Below are 17522 nucleotides of genomic sequence, written 5' to 3'. Positions count from 1 at the left end.
TGTTAGTGGGCAACCGCAGCAGCGCCGTGTTCATCGATCAACGCACCGTTGTGGAAACGGTCGATGGAGAAAGGTGCAGCCAATGGGTGCATTTCACCCTTGGCCAGACTCGCGGCAAACACGTTGCCCGAGCCAGGTGTCGCCTTGAAGCCACCGGTACCCCAACCGCAGTTGAAGAACATGTTCGGTACCGGCGTTTTCGAAATGATCGGGCAGGCATCCGGCGTGGTGTCGACGATGCCGCCCCACTGCCGGTTCATGCGGACGCGCGACAACACCGGGAACATCTCGACGATGGCCTGGATGGTGTGTTCGATCACCGGGTACGAACCGCGCTGGCCGTAGCCGTTGTAGCCGTCGATACCGGCGCCGATCACCAGGTCGCCCTTGTCGGACTGACTGATGTAACCGTGTACGGCGTTGGACATGATCACGCTGTCGATAATCGGCTTGATCGGCTCGGACACCAGCGCTTGCAGCGGGTGCGATTCGATCGGCAGACGGAAACCGGCGAGTTTGGCCATGTGCCCGGAGTTACCGGCAGTGACCACACCGACGCGCTTGGCGCCGATGAAGCCCTTGTTGGTTTCAACACCGATGCACACGCCGTTTTCCTTGCGGAAACCGATCACTTCGGTCTGCTGGATCAGGTCCACGCCCAAGGCGTCGGCGGCACGGGCAAAGCCCCAGGCCACGGCATCGTGACGGGCCACGCCGCCGCGACGCTGGACGGTCGCGCCCATCACCGGGTAGCGGGTGTTTTTCGAGCAGTCGAGGTACGGAATCTCGTCGGCTACTTGTTTGGCATCGAGCAGTTCACCGTCCACGCCGTTGAGGCGGTTGGCACTGACCCGACGCTCGGAATCACGAATGTCCTGCAGGGTGTGGCACAGGTTGTAAACGCCGCGCTGGGAGAACATCACGTTGTAGTTCAGGTCCTGGGACAGGCCTTCCCACAGTTTCATCGCGTGTTCGTACAGGTGCGCCGACTCGTCCCACAGGTAGTTGGAGCGAACGATGGTGGTGTTGCGCGCGGTGTTACCGCCGCCCAGCCAGCCTTTCTCGACCACGGCCACGTTGGTGATGCCGTGTTCCTTGGCGAGGTAGTAGGCGGTCGCCAGACCATGCCCGCCACCGCCGACGATGACTACGTCATAGACCTTTTTCGGGGTCGGCGTGCGCCACATTTTCTGCCAGTTTTCGTGATGGCTGAGGGAGTGTTTGAAGAGGCCGAAGCCCGAGTAGCGTTGCATAGTCATTTACTCCAAAACCGCGCTCAGCGATAAACCGGGAAGTCCGCGCACAGGGCCGATACTTGCTGCGCAACATTGGCCTCGACATCGGCATCGCCGAGGTTGTCGAGGATGTCGCAGATCCAGCCGGCCAACGTGACGCACTGGGTCACCTTGAAGCCGCGCGTGGTCACCGCCGGGGTGCCGATGCGCAGGCCGGAGGTGACGAACGGCGACTGTGGATCATTCGGGACAGCGTTCTTGTTCACAGTGATGTGGGCGCGACCGAGTGCTGCATCCGCGTCTTTGCCGGTGAGGCCCTGACGGATCAGGCTGACCAGGAACAGATGGTTATCGGTACCGCCGGACACTACATCGTAGCCGCGTTTGATAAACACGCCGGCCATGGCCTGGGCGTTGTCGATCACTTGTTGTTGGTAAGCCTTGAAGCTCGGCTCCAGCGCTTCCTTGAAGCACACCGCTTTACCAGCGATCACGTGCATCAGCGGGCCGCCCTGGGCACCCGGGAAAACGGCGGCGTTGAGCTTCTTCTCGATTTCTTCGTTGGCCTTGGCCAGGATCAGGCCGCCACGTGGACCGCGCAGGGTCTTGTGAGTGGTGGTAGTCACCACATCAGCGTACGGCAGCGGATTCGGGTACAGACCAGCAGCGACCAGACCGGCAACGTGCGCCATGTCGACGAACAGCAGCGCACCGACCTTGTCGGCGATCTGACGGAAACGTGGGAAGTCCAGAGTCTTGGAGTAAGCCGAGAAGCCGGCAACGATCATTTTTGGCTTGCATTCGACGGCCAGGCGCTCGACTTCGTCGTAATCGATCAACCCGGTTTTAGTGTCGATGCCGTACTGCACGGCGTTGTACAGCTTGCCCGAGGACGACACTTTGGCGCCGTGGGTCAGGTGACCACCGTGGGCCAGGCTCATGCCGAGGATGGTGTCGCCTGGCTGGATCAGCGCCAGATACACAGCACTGTTGGCCGAAGAGCCGGAGTGCGGCTGGACGTTGGCGTAGTCGGCACCGAACAGTTGCTTGGCGCGTTCGATGGCCAGGGCTTCAACCTTGTCGACGTGCTCGCAGCCACCGTAGTAGCGCTTGCCCGGATAGCCTTCGGCGTATTTGTTGGTCAGGCCACTGCCTTGCGCTTCCATGACGCGTTTGCTGGTGTAGTTCTCTGACGCGATCAGCTCGATGTGATCTTCCTGACGTTGCTCTTCGGCATTCATCGCCGCCAGCAGTGCATCGTCGTAACCCTGGATCTGGTCTTGCTTGCTGAACATCGCGTCTCTCCCAGCGGCATCTATGCGCCATTCGTCTCGGTAAGGCACTGGTGTTTCGACAGTGCCCTTTGGATGCGATGGTATGACCGGCGCAGACAGGCCAAATGCCTACGGACGCCACGCAAAGGTGCGTTTACGACATGAGCCGAAATGCCTGACCGGACACGGTCCCCGAACCACCAGAGATCCCTGTGGGAGCGAGCTTGCTCGCGATGGCGGCGGGTCAGTCGATATCCCTGTTGAATGACAAACCGATATCGCGAGCAAACCCGCTCCCACAGCGGTCAGGTGACGATTTGGCGGACGAGTAGCAACAGGAAAAAATGCAGCGGATAGAGGGCATAGGCCCAACGCCGCATCGGCAGTGGATGAATGCCTTTGGCATGTCGCAAAAGCAGCGTCCCCAACAGTGGCGCAATCAGACAAGCGGCGATGCCTGGCACCGCAGCACTATTGCCCAGCTTCGCGGCTTGAATCAGCACCCGCCATTCATTGGCCGCCAGGCACACCAGCCCCGGCAGCAGCGCGAAATACCAGGGACGCCGGATCACCAGCAACATCGCCAGCGGCAACAACACCCCGAAGAAACCAAACATCAGTCGCTCCGGGAACACTGCCGCCAGCGTCAAAGCGGCGACCGCCAACAGTCGCGATTGCAGCGTCGGGTGCTGCCAGCCCCGCGCGACCAACAGCCCAAGCGCCAACGTGGGCAACACGTTCAAGGTGTCGGGATCAGGAATGTACAACCTGTAAGGGATCTCACTGATGGCACTGAACAGCAGCAACCAGCCCAGATAACGCCACTGATGGGGCACTTCCCGTGCACGGGAAACATTCACCGCCATCGCCAGACAGAACCACGGAAACGCCAGCCGCCCCGGCACATACAGCAGATCGACGGAATAACCGACATATCGCAGGTGATCGAGCACCATGCTCAACAGCGCCAGCCACTTGAGCAGATCCAGTGCCCCATCCCGTTGAGTCATGTGCATAATTGCCCGTCGTCTTTGTATTTTTCTGTCAGACGCATCGCGTGTGCTCCCCGGATGATCTTCGGTAAAGTGCGCACCATCATTGACCACGAGTCGCTTCACCATAGGCGTCTCGACCACGGAAAGCAGGGCCATGACCGATAAGAGCCAACAATTCGCCAGCGACAACTATTCCGGTATCTGCCCTGAAGCCTGGGCGGCCATGGAACAGGCCAACCACGGCCACCAGCGCGCATACGGCGACGATGAATGGACCGCTCGCGCGTCCGACGATTTCCGCAAACTGTTCGAAACCGACTGCGAAGTGTTCTTCGCCTTCAACGGCACCGCCGCCAACTCGCTGGCCCTGTCGTCGCTGTGCCAGAGTTACCACAGCGTGATCTGCTCGGAAACCGCCCACGTCGAAACCGACGAATGCGGCGCACCGGAATTCTTCTCCAACGGCTCCAAACTGCTGATCGCCCGCACTGAAAACGGCAAGCTGACCCCGGAATCGATCCGCGAAGTCGCTCTCAAGCGCCAGGACATTCACTACCCGAAACCGCGCGTCGTGACCCTGACCCAGGCCACCGAAGTCGGCAGCGTCTACACCCCGGAAGAAATTCGCGCCATCAGCGCCACCTGCAAAGAGCTGGGCCTGAACCTGCACATGGACGGCGCGCGGTTCTCCAATGCGTGTGCGTTCCTCGGCTGCTCCCCGGCAGACCTGACCTGGAAGGCCGGCGTAGACGTATTGTGCTTCGGCGGTACGAAAAACGGCATGGCGGTCGGCGAGGCGATTCTGTTCTTTAACCACAAGCTGGCTGAAGACTTCGACTACCGCTGCAAACAGGCCGGTCAACTGGCCTCGAAGATGCGCTTCCTCTCGGCCCCGTGGGTCGGGATTCTGGAAAACGACGCCTGGCTCAAATACGCCCACCACGCCAACCGCTGCGCACAGTTGCTGGCCGAACTGGTGAGCGACATCCCGGGCGTGGAACTGATGTTCCCGGTGCAGGCCAACGGCGTGTTCCTGCAACTCTCGGAACCGGCCATCGCCGCACTGACCGCCAAGGGCTGGCGCTTCTACACCTTCATCGGCAACGGCGGCGCACGCTTCATGTGCTCGTGGGACACCGAAGAAGAACGCGTACGCGAACTGGCCGCCGACATCCGCGAAGTCATGTCCCGCTGATTCCTTCAAACAGCAACCCGATCCCCTGTGGCGAGGGAGCTTGCTCCCGCTCGGCGGCGCAGCCGTCGTAGAACCAGCCAATGCGGTCTGCCAGACAGACCGCATTCTCAGTATTCGGGGCCGCTTCGCAGCCCAGCGGGAGCAAGCTCCCTCGCCACAAAACCCCTTTCCCCCTCCCCTGATCACTCACCCTGAAACTCTTGGTCTACATTGATTGGCGAGCCATTTCTATCCGCTCAGACAATAATAATCAGGAGCGTACGCATGTCCTTACAAGGCAAAACCCTGTTCATTACCGGTGCCAGCCGTGGGATTGGTCGTGAGATCGCGCTGCGAGCTGCGCGGGATGGGGCCAACATTGTGATTGCGGCCAAAAGCGCCGAGCCGCACCCGAAGTTGCCGGGCACGATTTTCAGCGTGGCGCAGGAAGTTGAGGCAGCGGGAGGCAAGGCGCTGGCCTTGCAGGTGGATGTGCGCGACGAAGATGCCGTGCGCAACGCGCTCGCCCAGGCCAACGAACATTTCGGCGGCATCGATGCGCTGATCAACAACGCCGGGGCGATCAAGCTGACCGGGGTTCAACACATCGAACTCAAGCGCTTCGACCTGATGCACCAGATCAACACCCGCGCCGTGTTGCTGTGCAGCCAGGCTGCCCTGCCCTATCTGAAAAAAACCGGTGGGCACATTCTCAACCTGTCGCCGCCGCTGAACCTGGCGACCCAATGGTTTGCCCAGTACAGCCCCTACACCGTGACCAAATACGGCATGAGCATGCTGACGATTGGCATGAGCGAGGAATTCAAAAATTACGGCATCAGCGTCAATTCGCTGTGGCCACAGACCATGATCGCCACCGCCGCTATTGAGTTTCAGCTTGGCTCACGGGAATCGTTCAAGCATGCGCGAACGCCCGAAATCATGGCCGATGCCGCCCACGTCATTCTGGACAGCAGCGGTCGCAGCATCACCGGGCGATTGCTGATTGATGAGGAGATTCTACGGGAGCATGGCGTGACCGAATTCGATCACTACCGCTTTGAGCCCGGCACCAACGACAAGCTGATGCCCGACTTATTCGTGGACTGAAACACAAACCACTGTGGGAGCGAGCTTGCTCGCGATGACGCCGGAACATTCAACATTGATATTGACTGATCCACCGCTATCGCGAGCAAGCTCGCTCCCACAGGTTTAGAACTCGATACGCACGTCGCCCTTCGGCACGCTGCAGCACGACAGGATGAACCCTTCGGCTTCGTCTTCCTCGGTAATCCCGCCGTTGTGGTCCATCTCGACCTCGCCACCCAGCTTCATCACCTTGCACGTACCGCAAATCCCCATCCCGCACGCTTTCGGTATCAACAGCCCAAGCTTGGCCGCAGCCGCGTGCACCGTTTCGCCCGGCGCCACACGAATGCTTTTGCCGGAGGCGGTGAATTCCACCTGATGCAGGTCTGCCACGTCGATTTCCGGTGCATCCGCCGCTTGCTCGGCTTGCTCCACGGCGTCTGCGCGGGCTTCCGGTGGCGTCGCACCGAACGATTCCTCGTGGTAACGCGACATGTCGAAACCGGCGGTCTCGAGCATGCGCTTCACCGCATTCATGTAGGGCGTCGGGCCGCAGCAGAAGACTTCGCGTTCGAGGAAGTCCGGCGCCATCAATTCGAGCATCTTGTGGTTCAGGTAACCGCGATAACCGGCCCACGGTTCGCCAAGACCATGCTTCTCGCAGATCAGGTGCAGGCTGAAGTTGTCGATCCGCGACGCCATGTGTTCCAGCTCGCGGTGGTAAATGATGTCTTTGGGCGAGCGGGCGCTGTGGATAAACACCATGTCGACGTTGCCGTTGGTGTCATAGAACCAGCGCGTCATGGACATGACCGGCGTGATGCCGACACCACCGCTGAGGTAGAGCACCTTCGGCGCGGTGAAGTCCATGGCGTTGAACAGCCCGACCGGGCCATGCACCGCCAGCTCCTGACCTTCATGCAGAGTGTCGTGCAGCCAGTTCGAGACCTTGCCGCCGGGCACGCGCTTGATCGTCACCGAGAAGCTGTAAGGCACCGATGGCGAGCTGGAAATGGTGTAGGAGCGCATGATCGGCACGCCGTCGATTTCCAGCTCCAGGGTGACAAACTGCCCCGGCTTGAAAAAGAACAGGATCGGCTGGTCAGCCATAAAGCAGAAGGTGCGCACATCCCAGGTTTCCTGGATGACTTTGACGCAACGGACGATGTGACGACCATTGGCCCAGGTCTGGGTCGTTACCGGATTCAGGAAGCTGTTGGACATGCTGTTCTCCACCGCCGATGCTCGGCCTTATGTTGGCGATTCTGCGTAACGTGCGAACCACCCATTTACCTATCTGCGACATTCACATACTTATCGCGACCAAGCCCCAACTACCGGGGGTTGCGCGTCGGGAACAGAGTGGGCCATGTCGCTCGTAGATAAGGTTCCGGGCAACGCCGGCCCCACACTCGCCCCATACCAAGACACATCCTTTACACCTTGCGTAGCAAACCTGATCAGCCACTTTCGCGGCCACGCAGATGGCCTTGAGGAAATACACGATGGACGTCACCACTACCCTGAGCCTGGGCGATCCACTGGAACCCGCACGCAAGGCCACCGCGCAGATGCTGCAAGAGCGCGAGCGGACTTTCTCGCTGCCGCAGCCGTTTTACTCTGACGAGCGGCTGTTTGATATCGACATGCAGGAAATCTTCCAGAAAGAATGGTTGATCGCCGGCATGACCTGCGAGATCCCGACCAAGGGCAACTACCTGACCCTGCAAGTCGGCAAGAACCCGATCATCGTGATTCGCGGCGCCGACGGCGTGGTGCATGCGTTCCATAACGTCTGCCGCCACCGCGGTTCGCGTCTGTGCACCAGTGAAAAAGGCAAGGTCGCCAAACTGGTCTGCCATTACCACCAGTGGACGTATGAACTGGACGGCCGCCTGCTGTTCGCCGGCACCGAAATGGGCGCCGACTTCGACATGAAGCAGTACGGCCTCAAACCGGTGAACGTGAAGACCGCCGGTGGTTACATCTTCATCAGCCTGTCGGAGAACCCGCCGGCCATTGATGACTTCCTGTCGACGTTGAGCCATTACATGGAACCGTACGACATGGAAAACACCAAGGTGGCGATCCAGACCAACCTGTACGAAAAAGCCAACTGGAAACTGGTGCTGGAAAACAACCGCGAGTGCTACCACTGCAACGCATCGCACCCGGAACTGTTGAAAACCCTGCTGGAATGGGACGACGTCACCGACCCGCGCGCCGACCAGGCCTTCAAGGACCACGTCGCCGCCTCCGCCGCTGCCTGGGAAGCCGAGAAGATCCCGTACGCCCACGCCAGTTTCGGCCTGCGTAACCGTATCGTGCGCATGCCGCTGCTCAAAGGCACCGTGTCGATGACCATGGACGGCAAACAGGGCTGCGCCAAGCTCATGGGCCGCATCAAGAACCCCGACCTGGGCTCGATGCGCATCCTGCACCTGCCGCACTCGTGGAACCACTGCATGGGCGATCACATCATCGTCTTCACCGTGTGGCCGATCAGCGCTCAGGAAACCATGGTCACCACCAAGTGGATCGTGCACAAAGACGCAGTCGAAGGCGTGGACTACGACGTAGAACGCATGCGCAAAGTGTGGGATGAAACCAACAACCAGGACCGTCGTCTGGCAGAAGAAAACCAGCGCGGCATCAACTCCACGGCGTACCAGCCTGGGCCTTACTCCAAGACCTATGAGTTTGGCGTGGTGAACTTTGTGGATTGGTACAGCGAGCGTTTGCTGAACAACCTCGGGGCTGAGCCGGCACCGTACCTCAAAGGCGTTCCTGTTCAAGGCTGACAGAGCTAAAAGCATCGCGAGCAGGCTCACTCCTACAGGGATTTGTGACCGACACAGATCAAATGTAGGCGCGAGCCTGCTCGCGATGGCGCCCTCCCCAACAACCCATCCTTCCCCGCCCCCGATACCCCTTCCCCGATTCAGAACTGTACGAAATATGATCTATTCCGTTCAGCGCTATGCCCTACGCACCTCCCAGCCTTCCACAAACAAGTTATCCACACCTCCACCCACAGCTATTGGGGACAAGTGTGGTTTTACACAAAACTTTCTCCACATAAACCGAAGAAAATCCGTGACTTATCCAGAAGCCTGGTTTTTAACAGTCGCTGGTTATTTTTTGATCGAAAGCTTGTGGGGCACGTTCTACGTGGCCTGCAGAGGATGGCAAACACCTTATCCACAGAAGCGCCAACAGACTTTGGGGGCAACTTCTGCACATCTGTGGAAAACCGCTGAAAGCCGCGATAAATAGGGGTATTCGGCATGTTTAGCGGTCCAAACCCATGATTTGATCATTTTTTAACCAATCACCCGAATCGCCCGGTTTATATAGCTTGTAGCGGTTAGCAAACATCTTATCCACAGAAGCGCCAACAGAGATTGGGGGCAAGTATTGAACAGTGAGAAACCTTATCCACCGCAAAAAGCCTGTAAAAACCGCACGTTAGGTTGGTTGTTTTTTGTACGAAGGCTTACAGGCCTTGATTTGCATAGGTCGTAGCGAGGGGCGAACACGTTATCCACAGAAGCGCTAACAGGCTTTGTGGGTAAATCAGATTTTATTCAGGCACGAGCGACCCGAAAGCGGGTCCAGGTTCAATTCATAGTCATTGAATGCCCGCCACCCGAGCAAAATCGAAGGCACGTACTGCCCGGACACCAAAGACGGAGGAATGGTGAAGCCTGGATAGTATTTGTAGGTGATTGCCCGGACGTCGCCAGACAAATCCAACTCGCCTTTGAACGTCTGGTGTCGCGAGTTTTCGGCGACGTGAACAGGCAAGTCACCGGGGGAGGCCGACGTCAAGTAATCCACATTACCTGTATCAAGAATCGCCAGCGTCGCCCGACGATCCAGCCGTGCAGCAATGGTCAGTCGTTGATTGATGTCTGCGCGCGAATAGGTCACCGGCGAATCGCACCGTGCGAGAGGTTGCGCGTTGAGTTCCAGGGTTTTTTTCGTGAGCTTCAAACGCCCCAGCTTGCCGACCAGATCCAGTCCTAACAAGTTATCCCGGTCACTGACAAACACCAGGACGTTGCGGAACTCGCTCCCGCCGACCGTCAACGAATGAAAAACCCCGAGCTTGGCCGACAGGTCATGTTCGCCATAAAACGTGCTGTAGCCGTAATGGGAGTCGGTTAACAGCGTGATGCCCATGCGCTTCGCAGTTTCGGCGTTGACCCGGGTTTGCGGTGCGCCGGTATCGACAATAAAGCGTGAAGAGACGCCATTGGCAGCTTTGACGTCGATGTACGGCAGCACTTCGTCCGTGACGTAACCGTCACTGGGGAGCGGATAAACCGTAAGGACTTCATGCCGTTTGGTACTGGACACCGAAAAATCGCCGACCGCGCGCAGGGTCGCGATCGATTGACGGCCAAACATGGAGAACAGGACGTTGAGCTCGGGGTCACTCGCAATGGCCTGAGCATGGCGGCGCTTGATTGCCAGATAGTAATCAGGCAATTGATTGGCGGCTTTGGCCTCGAACATGCGGGCGAACACGGACACTGAACAGTTGAGATTGTTTGTAGCGTCCACGACCTTGTCGCAGCGCTGGCGCAGTTGGGCCAAGGAGGCTGTTTGCCCTTGGTCCGACTCCAGCCACTGATAAAAATCCTGATCGGCTTCAGTGTTGGCAGCCGCCATCAACCCGGCCGGCACGCACATCACCCCACAGAGCAACCAGGCCGCACGCCAACGCAACGCCTTCATGTTCAACCCACGCCTGAAAACGGGTTTTACGACTCAGCGCTGAACGTCTGAAAGCTCCGTGAACCGTGCTGCACCCTTAACCAGCGCACAGCAAAACTGTAGTTCACCGAGCGGTAGGGCGGAAAGCAGCCCTACGGCCGGTACATCAGATAGGCTTCGCCTGTGACCCGGATCATCGGGTGGGGCGTGATCTGGCAGGTGTCGACGATACGGAAGCCATGCCGCTCGTAAAACCGCCGGGCGCCGGTATTGGCCGCATAGTCGATCAGGCTCAGGCCATTGAGGCCCAACTGGTTGGCGCGGTCGTAGGCGTAAGCGAGGAATTGTTTGCCCAGGCCCTGGTTCCGCCAGCCCTCATGCAGCGCCAGGCTGGAAATGTAGAGGGTGTCGGGGATTTCCAGGGTGGCGTACGGCGCCAGTACCGGGTCGGTGACGGGCGCCGCCATCGGGTCATGGCGCATCACGTAGCTGTGCATCATCCCGATGACCTCCCCGTTTGCCTCGGCGATCAGGCAATTTTGCCAGGAGAAGTCCACATCGTCGCGGGCATAGCGCAGGGCACCAACGTCCAACAGGTCCTGGCCGGGCTCTGCCATCTGGCTCCAGATGTAATCCGAAGCGCCCTCTGATGAAATCTGGAACAAGCGAGCAATCTCCCGCGCATCCGCGCGCAGGGCCGAACGAAATTCAACAGTCATTGTTTTTCCTTGTGGGAGCGAGCCTGCTCGCGAAGGCGGACGGACATTCAAGATAAATGTCGACTGAACCACCGCGATCGCGAGCAGGCTCACTCCTACAGTTTTAGAGGTGTGGGGGTGATCGGTTAGCGGACCACGCCTTCTTCGATCAGCAATTTGAGAATGGCCTCGGCCCCCGCTTGCGCCGTAACGCCTTTGAGCACCTGCCCGCCGCCGCCACTGGCCTTGGCTGTCGCCGCTTTCATCCGGTCGGCGCCGCTCTTGGCCTTGATCACCTTGAGGCGTTTAGGCCGGGGTTTGGCCGGTTGCAACGTGGCGACCGCCAACAGTTCATCGTCGATCACTTCGACATCATCGGCTTGCAACACGCCACGCCGGGCCGGGCCGTAAGCGCTTTGCCGAGGCTTCGGTGCAGCGTTATCCACCGTCGCGAGAAACGGCAGGCGCACTTTCAAGCGACGACGTTGACCCCGCGGCAAGGCTTGAAGCACCAGCGCCGAATTGCCGTCGATGGATTCCACCTGCGCCAAACCGACCACCAGCGGCCAGCCGAGACTTTCCGCCAGCAGGAACGGCAACATGCCCGAGCCTTCACCGGTTTCCGCCTGACTGCCGGTCAGCACGACTTGCGCCCCGGCATCGCGCAAATAAGCGGTCAACGCCGGCAAGGCATCGGCGCCTGACGGTTGTTCCAGCACCTGCAACTGCTCCAGGCCCATGCCCAGATAAGCGCGCAGCGCCGGTTCCGCGACGTCGCCGGCATGCAGCACTTGCAGGTTATCCCCAGCCAGTTGCAGGCCCAGTTCCACCGCTCGCGCATCCTGCTCCGCGCGACGTGGCCGGCCGGAGGTCGGGTGGGCGCCGATGGACACCAGGCTGATGATTTTCGTGCTCATAACCCTTTCCTTCCCTTAAGCCGCATCGCGCTTGGCGTCGTTGCGGTAAGCCGCTACCGCATCGATCAAGGCTTGAAGAATCTCGGCGCTCTCGCCGATCACCGACAGGTCGGCCCGTTTGATCATGTCGCAGCCAGGGTCGAGGTTGATCGCCACCACCTTGTCGCAGGCACCGATGCCTTGCAGGTGCTGGATTGCCCCGGAAATGCCCACCGCCACATAAACCCGTGCGGTGACCCAGGTGCCGGACGCGCCGACCTGACGGTCGCGCGCCATGAACCCATCGTCCACCGCCACACGGGACGCGCCTTCGGTGGCGCCCAGCGCCTCGGCGGTCCTGTGGAAAAGTCCCCAGTCCTTGACCCCGTTGCCGCCGGAGAAGATGAACTCGGCTTCGGCCATGGGAATGGCCGCCGGGTCCACCGCTACCGCGCCCAAGTCTTCGATGCGCGACAGGCTACGTGCCACGGCTGTGGATAACTCCACCGGCAGTGCTTCGTGACGGGTTTCGCTGACCGGTTCGGCGCATTCGGCCGCCGCCAGAATCAAGCGTGCAACCGGGCGCGCAAGGTCTTGCAACCCCGCACCGGCGCGGCCGATGCATTCCTCGTCCTTGACCTGCCAGACCCGCGTGGCCGGGCGTTCGCCCAGTGCGGCGGCAAAGCGCCGACCGAGTTCACCGCCACCGCTACGACTGTCCGGCAACAACCAATGACGTGGGTTGAACTGGTTATCCACAGCCCGCAGGCCCTGGACTCGTTGTTCCGGTGCATAACCGCTGAATTCTTCGCCTTCCAGCACCAGCAAGCGATCAACGCCCGCCGTCGCAAAGGCGTTTTCCTTGTGTTCACCGAAGACCACGGCCAACACCGCACCGTCCGTGCCAGCCAACTGATGAGCCAGGCCGAGCAAGTCGCGGTCGTGGCTGCTCAGGCGGCCGCCGACCATGTCCGGCACCACGCTGATGTAGAACGCCGGGGCCGGCACTTGATGCAGCGGCAATTGCACTTCAACAGCAGCCGTGCGCTTGGTCGCGCCGCCCTGCTGAGCGCCACTGCGGTCAATGCGCTTGATCCCGTTGGGACCGATAAAACCGATGCCGTGCAGATTCTTGCGGATGACCCCGTTGGGCCCCATCCAGCTGTGTTGCGCCGGTTGCATGGCCGCGTGCAGCGGGTGCAGACGGTTACGCGCAATCCATTCGGCGCGTGGGTCGCGGCGGATAATGTCGCTCATCAGTGGGCCTCCGCAGGTTCACGTTTGGCCGGTGCAGTCGGCTTGCCTGGCGCGGCGTCTTCGAGCAGCGCGTCGGCCACCAGTTCGGCGATGTCCTTGATCAACGGACGCGGCTCGACCACGCCTTCGAGCATCGCCGTGCACTGTGGACAACCCACGGCTACCAGCTCGGCGCCGGTCTCGCGGATGTCTTCCATGCGCATGTCGGGAATCCGCTGCTTACCCGGAATGTCGGTGATCGGCGCGCCGCCACCACCGCCACAGCAGCGCGAGCGGAACCCGGAACGTTGCATCTCTTTGACTTCGATACCCAACGCACGCAGCACTTCGCGCGGCGCCTCGTATTCGCCGTTGTAGCGGCCGAGGTAGCACGGGTCGTGATAGGTCACGCTGCTGCCTTTGTGCTGACCAAGGTTCAGGGCGCCAGCACCGATGATTTCGGCCATGTAAGTGCTGTGGTGCTGGACGAGGTAGTTACCGTCGAAGGCACCGTACTCGTTTTTCAGCACGTGGAAACTGTGCGGGTCGCAGGTGACGATGCGGTTGAAGCTGTATTTGGCCAGGGTCTGGATGTTGCGTTTGGCCAACAGCTGGAACGTTGCTTCGTCGCCCAGACGCCGGGCCACGTCACCGCTGTCGCGCTCTTCCAGGCCGAGCACCGCGAAGTCGACCTTGGCCGCTTTCAGCACTTTGACGAAGGCGCGCAGGGTGCGCTGGTTGCGCATGTCGAAGGCGCCGTCGCCGACCCAGAACAGCACATCGACGGATGTCTTCTCACTCATCAACGTCAGGTTCAGGTCCGCCGCCCAGTTCATCCGCCCGCCCGGCGCAAAGCCGCCCGGGTTGTCGGTGGCGATCAGGTTTTCCAGGACTTCGGCGCCCTTGTTCGGGGTCGCGCCTTTTTCCAGAGTCAGATGGCGGCGCATGTCGACGATGGCGTCGACGTGCTCGATCATCATCGGGCATTCCTCGACGCAGGCACGGCAAGTGGTGCAGGACCACAGGGTTTCAGCGTCCACCAGACCGTTGACGATCGGTTGATGCGGATTGCCCGCGTGCTCACCAATGGCTTTGCCTGGATACGGGCTACCGGCGAATTTCGCATCGGTGCCACCGGCCAGGCCGACGACCATGTCCTGAATCAGTTTTTTCGGGTTCAGCGGCTGGCCGGCGGCATAGGCCGGGCACGCGGCTTCGCATTTACCGCACTGCACGCAGGCGTCGAAGCCGAGCAGTTGGTTCCAGGTGAAATCCTTGGGTTTTTCCACGCCCAGTGGCGCAGTCGGATCGTTCAGGTCCAGCGGTTTCAAACCGGTGGAACGGCCGCCGTTAAAACGCTCGGCGCGACGGTGCCAGGCCAGGTGCAAGGCACCGGCGAAGGCGTGCTTCATCGGCCCGCCCCAGGTCATGCCGAAGAACAGTTCGCTAACGCCCCACAGCACGCCGACACCGAGGATCGCCGCCACCAGCCAGCCACCGAAGTTTTCCGGAAGGATGCCGGCGACCGGCAGGGTCAACAGGAAAAACGATGCCGAGAACGCCAACAGGCTTTTCGGCAGGCGCATCCACGGGCCTTTGGACAAGCGCGCCGGCGGGTTGCGTCGACGCAGGTAAACGAAGATCGCACCGACGAACATCACGGCCGTCATCAACAGCAGCGCGTAACCGAGGATGCGGTTATGCAGGCCGAAACCGTGCACCAGAATCGCCAGCACAATGGACGCCACCGCACCACCGGCCGTGGCGACGTGGGTGTTGGCGATGTATTTGTCCCGCGCGACGACATGGTGCAAATCGACCATGTAGCGCTTGGGCATGGCGAACAGGCCGCCGATCAGGTCGACTTTCGAGGCTCGGCCCCGGCGCCACATGGCCACCCGCCGCAACGCGCCCAGGACCGCAAGGCCCAGGGCGGCGAACAACAGGATTGGAAGAAGGGTGTTCAACATGGTGGAGCTCCCAAAGACCTCGGGGTCTTGCAGGTCGAGATGCCTGACTCGGTTCCTGTGGGAGCGGGCTTGCCCGCGATTGCATTTTGTCAGTCACATCTGCATTGACTGACCCACCGCTATCGCGGGCAATCCCGCTCCCACAGGGTCATGTGCAAGCCGTTAGAAATCCTTGCACAACCGCAGCGCGTCGTAGATCGCCGCATGGGTGTTGCGTTGCGCCACGCAGTCGCCGATGCGGAACAGCAAGTAGCCATCGCCCGCCTCGCTCAACGAAGGTTGCGGCTTGATCGCGAACAGGGCTTCGATGTCCATCTGGCCTTTGTTGCGCGAGCCTTCCTTCAGGGCATAGTAGATTTCTTCGTCCGGACGCACGCCGTTTTCGACGACGACCTGGTCCACCACCCGCTCCTCTTTGGCGCCGGTGTATTCGTTTTCCAGCACCGCCACCAACTTGTCGCCTTCGCGGTAGACCTTCTCCAGCATCATGTCCCCGGTCATGATCACTTCTTTGGGGTACATGCTGCGGTAGTACGTCGGGAACGAGGTGCCGCCAATCGCCACGCCCGGCTTGATGTCGTCAGTGACAATCTCAACCTGGCTGCCCTTGTCGGCGAGGAAGTCGGCGGTCGACATCCCGGTGAACTCGCAAATGGTGTCGTAGACCAGCACGTTCTTGCCCGGCGCCACTTTGCCGTCGAGGATGTCCCAGCTGCTGACCACCAGGCCTTCAGCCGCGCCCCAATGCTCGTTCTGCTCCAGGAACGGATGACCGCCGACAGCGAGTACCACCACGTCCGGACGCAGGTCGAGAATGGTCGCCGCATCCGCCGCCACGCCGAGGCGCAGGTCGACTTTCAAACGTGCCAGCTCCAGCTGGAACCAGCGGGTGATACCGGCGATCTGGTCCCGTTGCGGGGCTTTCGAAGCGGTGGTGATCTGGCCGCCAATGAATTCTTTCTTCTCGAACAGGGTCACGTCGTGGCCACGTTCCGCCGACACGCGCGCCGCTTCCATCCCGGCAGGACCGGCACCGACCACCACGACTTTGCGCTTCACACCGGTCGACTTCTCGATGATGTGCGGCACGCCCATGTATTCACGGGAGGTCGCGGCGTTCTGGATGCACAGCACGTCCAGGCCCTGGTACTGACGGTCGATGCAGTAGTTGGCGCCGACGCATTGTTTGATCTGGTCGACCTGGCCCATTTTGATCTTGGCGATCAAGTGCGGGTCGGCAATGTGGGCACGGGTCATGCCGACCATGTCGACGTAACCGCCTTCCAGAATACGGGTCGCCTGGTTCGGGTCCTTGATGTTCTGCGCGTGCAGGACCGGGGCCTTGACCACTTCCTTGATACCGGCCGCCAAATGCAGGAACGGCTCCGGTGGATAACTCATGTTGGGGATAACGTTGGCCAAGGTGTTGTGGGTGTCGCAACCCGAGCCCACGACACCGATGAAGTCGATCATGCCGGTGTCGTCGTAGTACTTGGCGATCTGTTTCATGTCCTCGTGGGACAAGCCGTCCGGGTGGAATTCATCACCGCACAGACGGATGCCGACGCAGAAGTCCGGACCGACTTCCTTGCGTACCGCTTTAAGGACTTCCAGGCCGAAACGCATGCGGTTCTCGAAGCTGCCGCCCCATTCGTCGGTACGTTTGTTGACGCGTGGGCTCCAGAACTGGTCGATCATGTGCTGGTGCACGGCGGACAGTTCGACGCCATCCAGGCCACCGGCCTTGGCCCGCGCTGCGGCGCTGGCGTAGTTGCCGATCACCCGCCAGATTTCTTCCGGCTCGATGGTTTTGCAGGTCGCGCGGTGCACCGGTTCACGGATGCCCGATGGCGACAGCAGGGTTGGCCAGTGCTCGCCGTCCCAGCGCGAACGACGGCCCATGTGGGTAATCTGGATCATGATCTTGGCGCCATGCTTGTGCATGGCATCGGCCAGGTTCTGGAAATGCGGAATGATCCGGTCGTCGGCCAGGTTGACCGACTTCCACCAGCCTTGCGGGCTGTCGATGGCCACACTGGAGGAACCGCCGCAAATCGCCAGGCCGATCCCGCCCTTGGCTTTCTCTTCGTAATACTTGACGTACCGGTCGGTGGTCATGCCGCCGTCGGTGGCATAGACCTCGGCGTGCGCGGTGCTGAGCACGCGGTTACGGATGGTCAGTTTGCCGATCTGGATCGGCTGGAACATTGCTTCGAAAGCCATGGCAGGG

At 60.5% G+C, this 17522-nt stretch carries 13 protein-coding genes; 3 read left to right on the top strand and 10 right to left on the bottom strand.

Features of this window, described 5'->3' with window-relative positions; translation table 11 throughout:
- Nucleotides 1-2 precede the first annotated feature (2 nt).
- The 3 genes from AB4N43_RS19025 to AB4N43_RS19015 all read right to left on the bottom strand — a co-directional run bounded on the left by AB4N43_RS19025 (nt 3) and on the right by AB4N43_RS19015 (nt 3525).
- Nucleotides 3-1253, bottom strand: a complete 1251-nt coding sequence (locus tag AB4N43_RS19025; protein ID WP_007947735.1) for a sarcosine oxidase subunit beta — start codon at nt 1251-1253, stop codon at nt 3-5.
- Nucleotides 1254-1276: 23 nt separating this feature from the next.
- Nucleotides 1277-2530 (bottom strand): serine hydroxymethyltransferase, encoded by a 1254-nt coding sequence (gene glyA, locus AB4N43_RS19020; protein ID WP_027926665.1) that lies wholly within the window; start codon nt 2528-2530, stop codon nt 1277-1279.
- A gap of 284 nt (nt 2531-2814) precedes the next feature.
- On the bottom strand, nt 2815-3525 hold the full coding sequence (locus AB4N43_RS19015) for a TraX family protein (protein WP_027926664.1): 711 nt from the start codon (nt 3523-3525) through the stop codon (nt 2815-2817).
- 133 nt (nt 3526-3658) lie between these two features.
- On the opposite strand from AB4N43_RS19015, the gene AB4N43_RS19010 reads away from it, so the two are divergent.
- Together AB4N43_RS19010 and AB4N43_RS19005 are read left to right on the top strand one after the other, a co-directional pair.
- Nucleotides 3659-4699 (top strand): threonine aldolase family protein, encoded by a 1041-nt coding sequence (locus AB4N43_RS19010; protein WP_027926663.1) that lies wholly within the window; start codon nt 3659-3661, stop codon nt 4697-4699.
- 264 nt (nt 4700-4963) lie between these two features.
- Complete coding sequence (locus AB4N43_RS19005) at nt 4964-5788, top strand: SDR family oxidoreductase (RefSeq protein WP_027926662.1); 825 nt, start codon at nt 4964-4966, stop codon at nt 5786-5788.
- 105 nt (nt 5789-5893) lie between these two features.
- Here AB4N43_RS19005 and gbcB read toward each other — a convergent pair whose 3' ends face one another.
- Complete coding sequence (gbcB, locus tag AB4N43_RS19000) at nt 5894-6994, bottom strand: glycine-betaine demethylase subunit GbcB (RefSeq protein ID WP_027926661.1); 1101 nt, start codon at nt 6992-6994, stop codon at nt 5894-5896.
- Nucleotides 6995-7275: 281 nt separating this feature from the next.
- On the opposite strand from gbcB, the gene gbcA reads away from it, so the two are divergent.
- Nucleotides 7276-8571, top strand: a complete 1296-nt coding sequence (gene gbcA / locus AB4N43_RS18995; protein WP_027926660.1) for a glycine-betaine demethylase subunit GbcA — start codon at nt 7276-7278, stop codon at nt 8569-8571.
- A 775-nt stretch (nt 8572-9346) separates the two neighbouring features.
- On the opposite strand, the gene AB4N43_RS18990 is transcribed toward gbcA, so the two are convergent.
- From AB4N43_RS18990 to dgcA, 6 genes are all read right to left on the bottom strand, one after another.
- Nucleotides 9347-10513 (bottom strand): retropepsin-like aspartic protease, encoded by a 1167-nt coding sequence (locus tag AB4N43_RS18990; RefSeq protein ID WP_460151800.1) that lies wholly within the window; start codon nt 10511-10513, stop codon nt 9347-9349.
- Nucleotides 10514-10644: 131 nt separating this feature from the next.
- Nucleotides 10645-11211, bottom strand: coding sequence for a GNAT family N-acetyltransferase (locus tag AB4N43_RS18985; RefSeq protein WP_027926658.1), 567 nt, complete (start codon nt 11209-11211; stop codon nt 10645-10647).
- Nucleotides 11212-11336: 125 nt separating this feature from the next.
- Complete coding sequence (etfB, locus tag AB4N43_RS18980; protein WP_027926657.1) at nt 11337-12107, bottom strand: electron transfer flavoprotein subunit beta; 771 nt, start codon at nt 12105-12107, stop codon at nt 11337-11339.
- A 15-nt stretch (nt 12108-12122) separates the two neighbouring features.
- Nucleotides 12123-13343: an electron transfer flavoprotein subunit alpha gene (gene etfA / locus AB4N43_RS18975; RefSeq protein WP_027926656.1), complete on the bottom strand. Its 1221-nt coding sequence runs from the start codon at nt 13341-13343 to the stop codon at nt 12123-12125.
- Nucleotides 13343-15292, bottom strand: a complete 1950-nt coding sequence (gene dgcB, locus AB4N43_RS18970) for a dimethylglycine demethylation protein DgcB (RefSeq protein WP_460151799.1) — start codon at nt 15290-15292, stop codon at nt 13343-13345. The genes etfA and dgcB overlap by 1 nt, the downstream gene beginning before the upstream one ends.
- Before the next feature lie 162 nt (nt 15293-15454).
- Nucleotides 15455-17515 carry a dimethylglycine demethylation protein DgcA gene (gene dgcA, locus AB4N43_RS18965; protein WP_027926654.1) on the bottom strand — a complete coding sequence of 687 codons (2061 nt, stop codon included), beginning with the start codon at nt 17513-17515 and terminating at the stop codon, nt 15455-15457.
- Nucleotides 17516-17522: the final 7 nt, after the last annotated feature.

It is taken from the genome of Pseudomonas sp. S2_B07 (assembly GCF_054668435.1).
The sequence above is the reverse complement of the archived record's forward strand: the minus strand, read 5'-3'. Positions and strand labels throughout refer to the sequence as shown.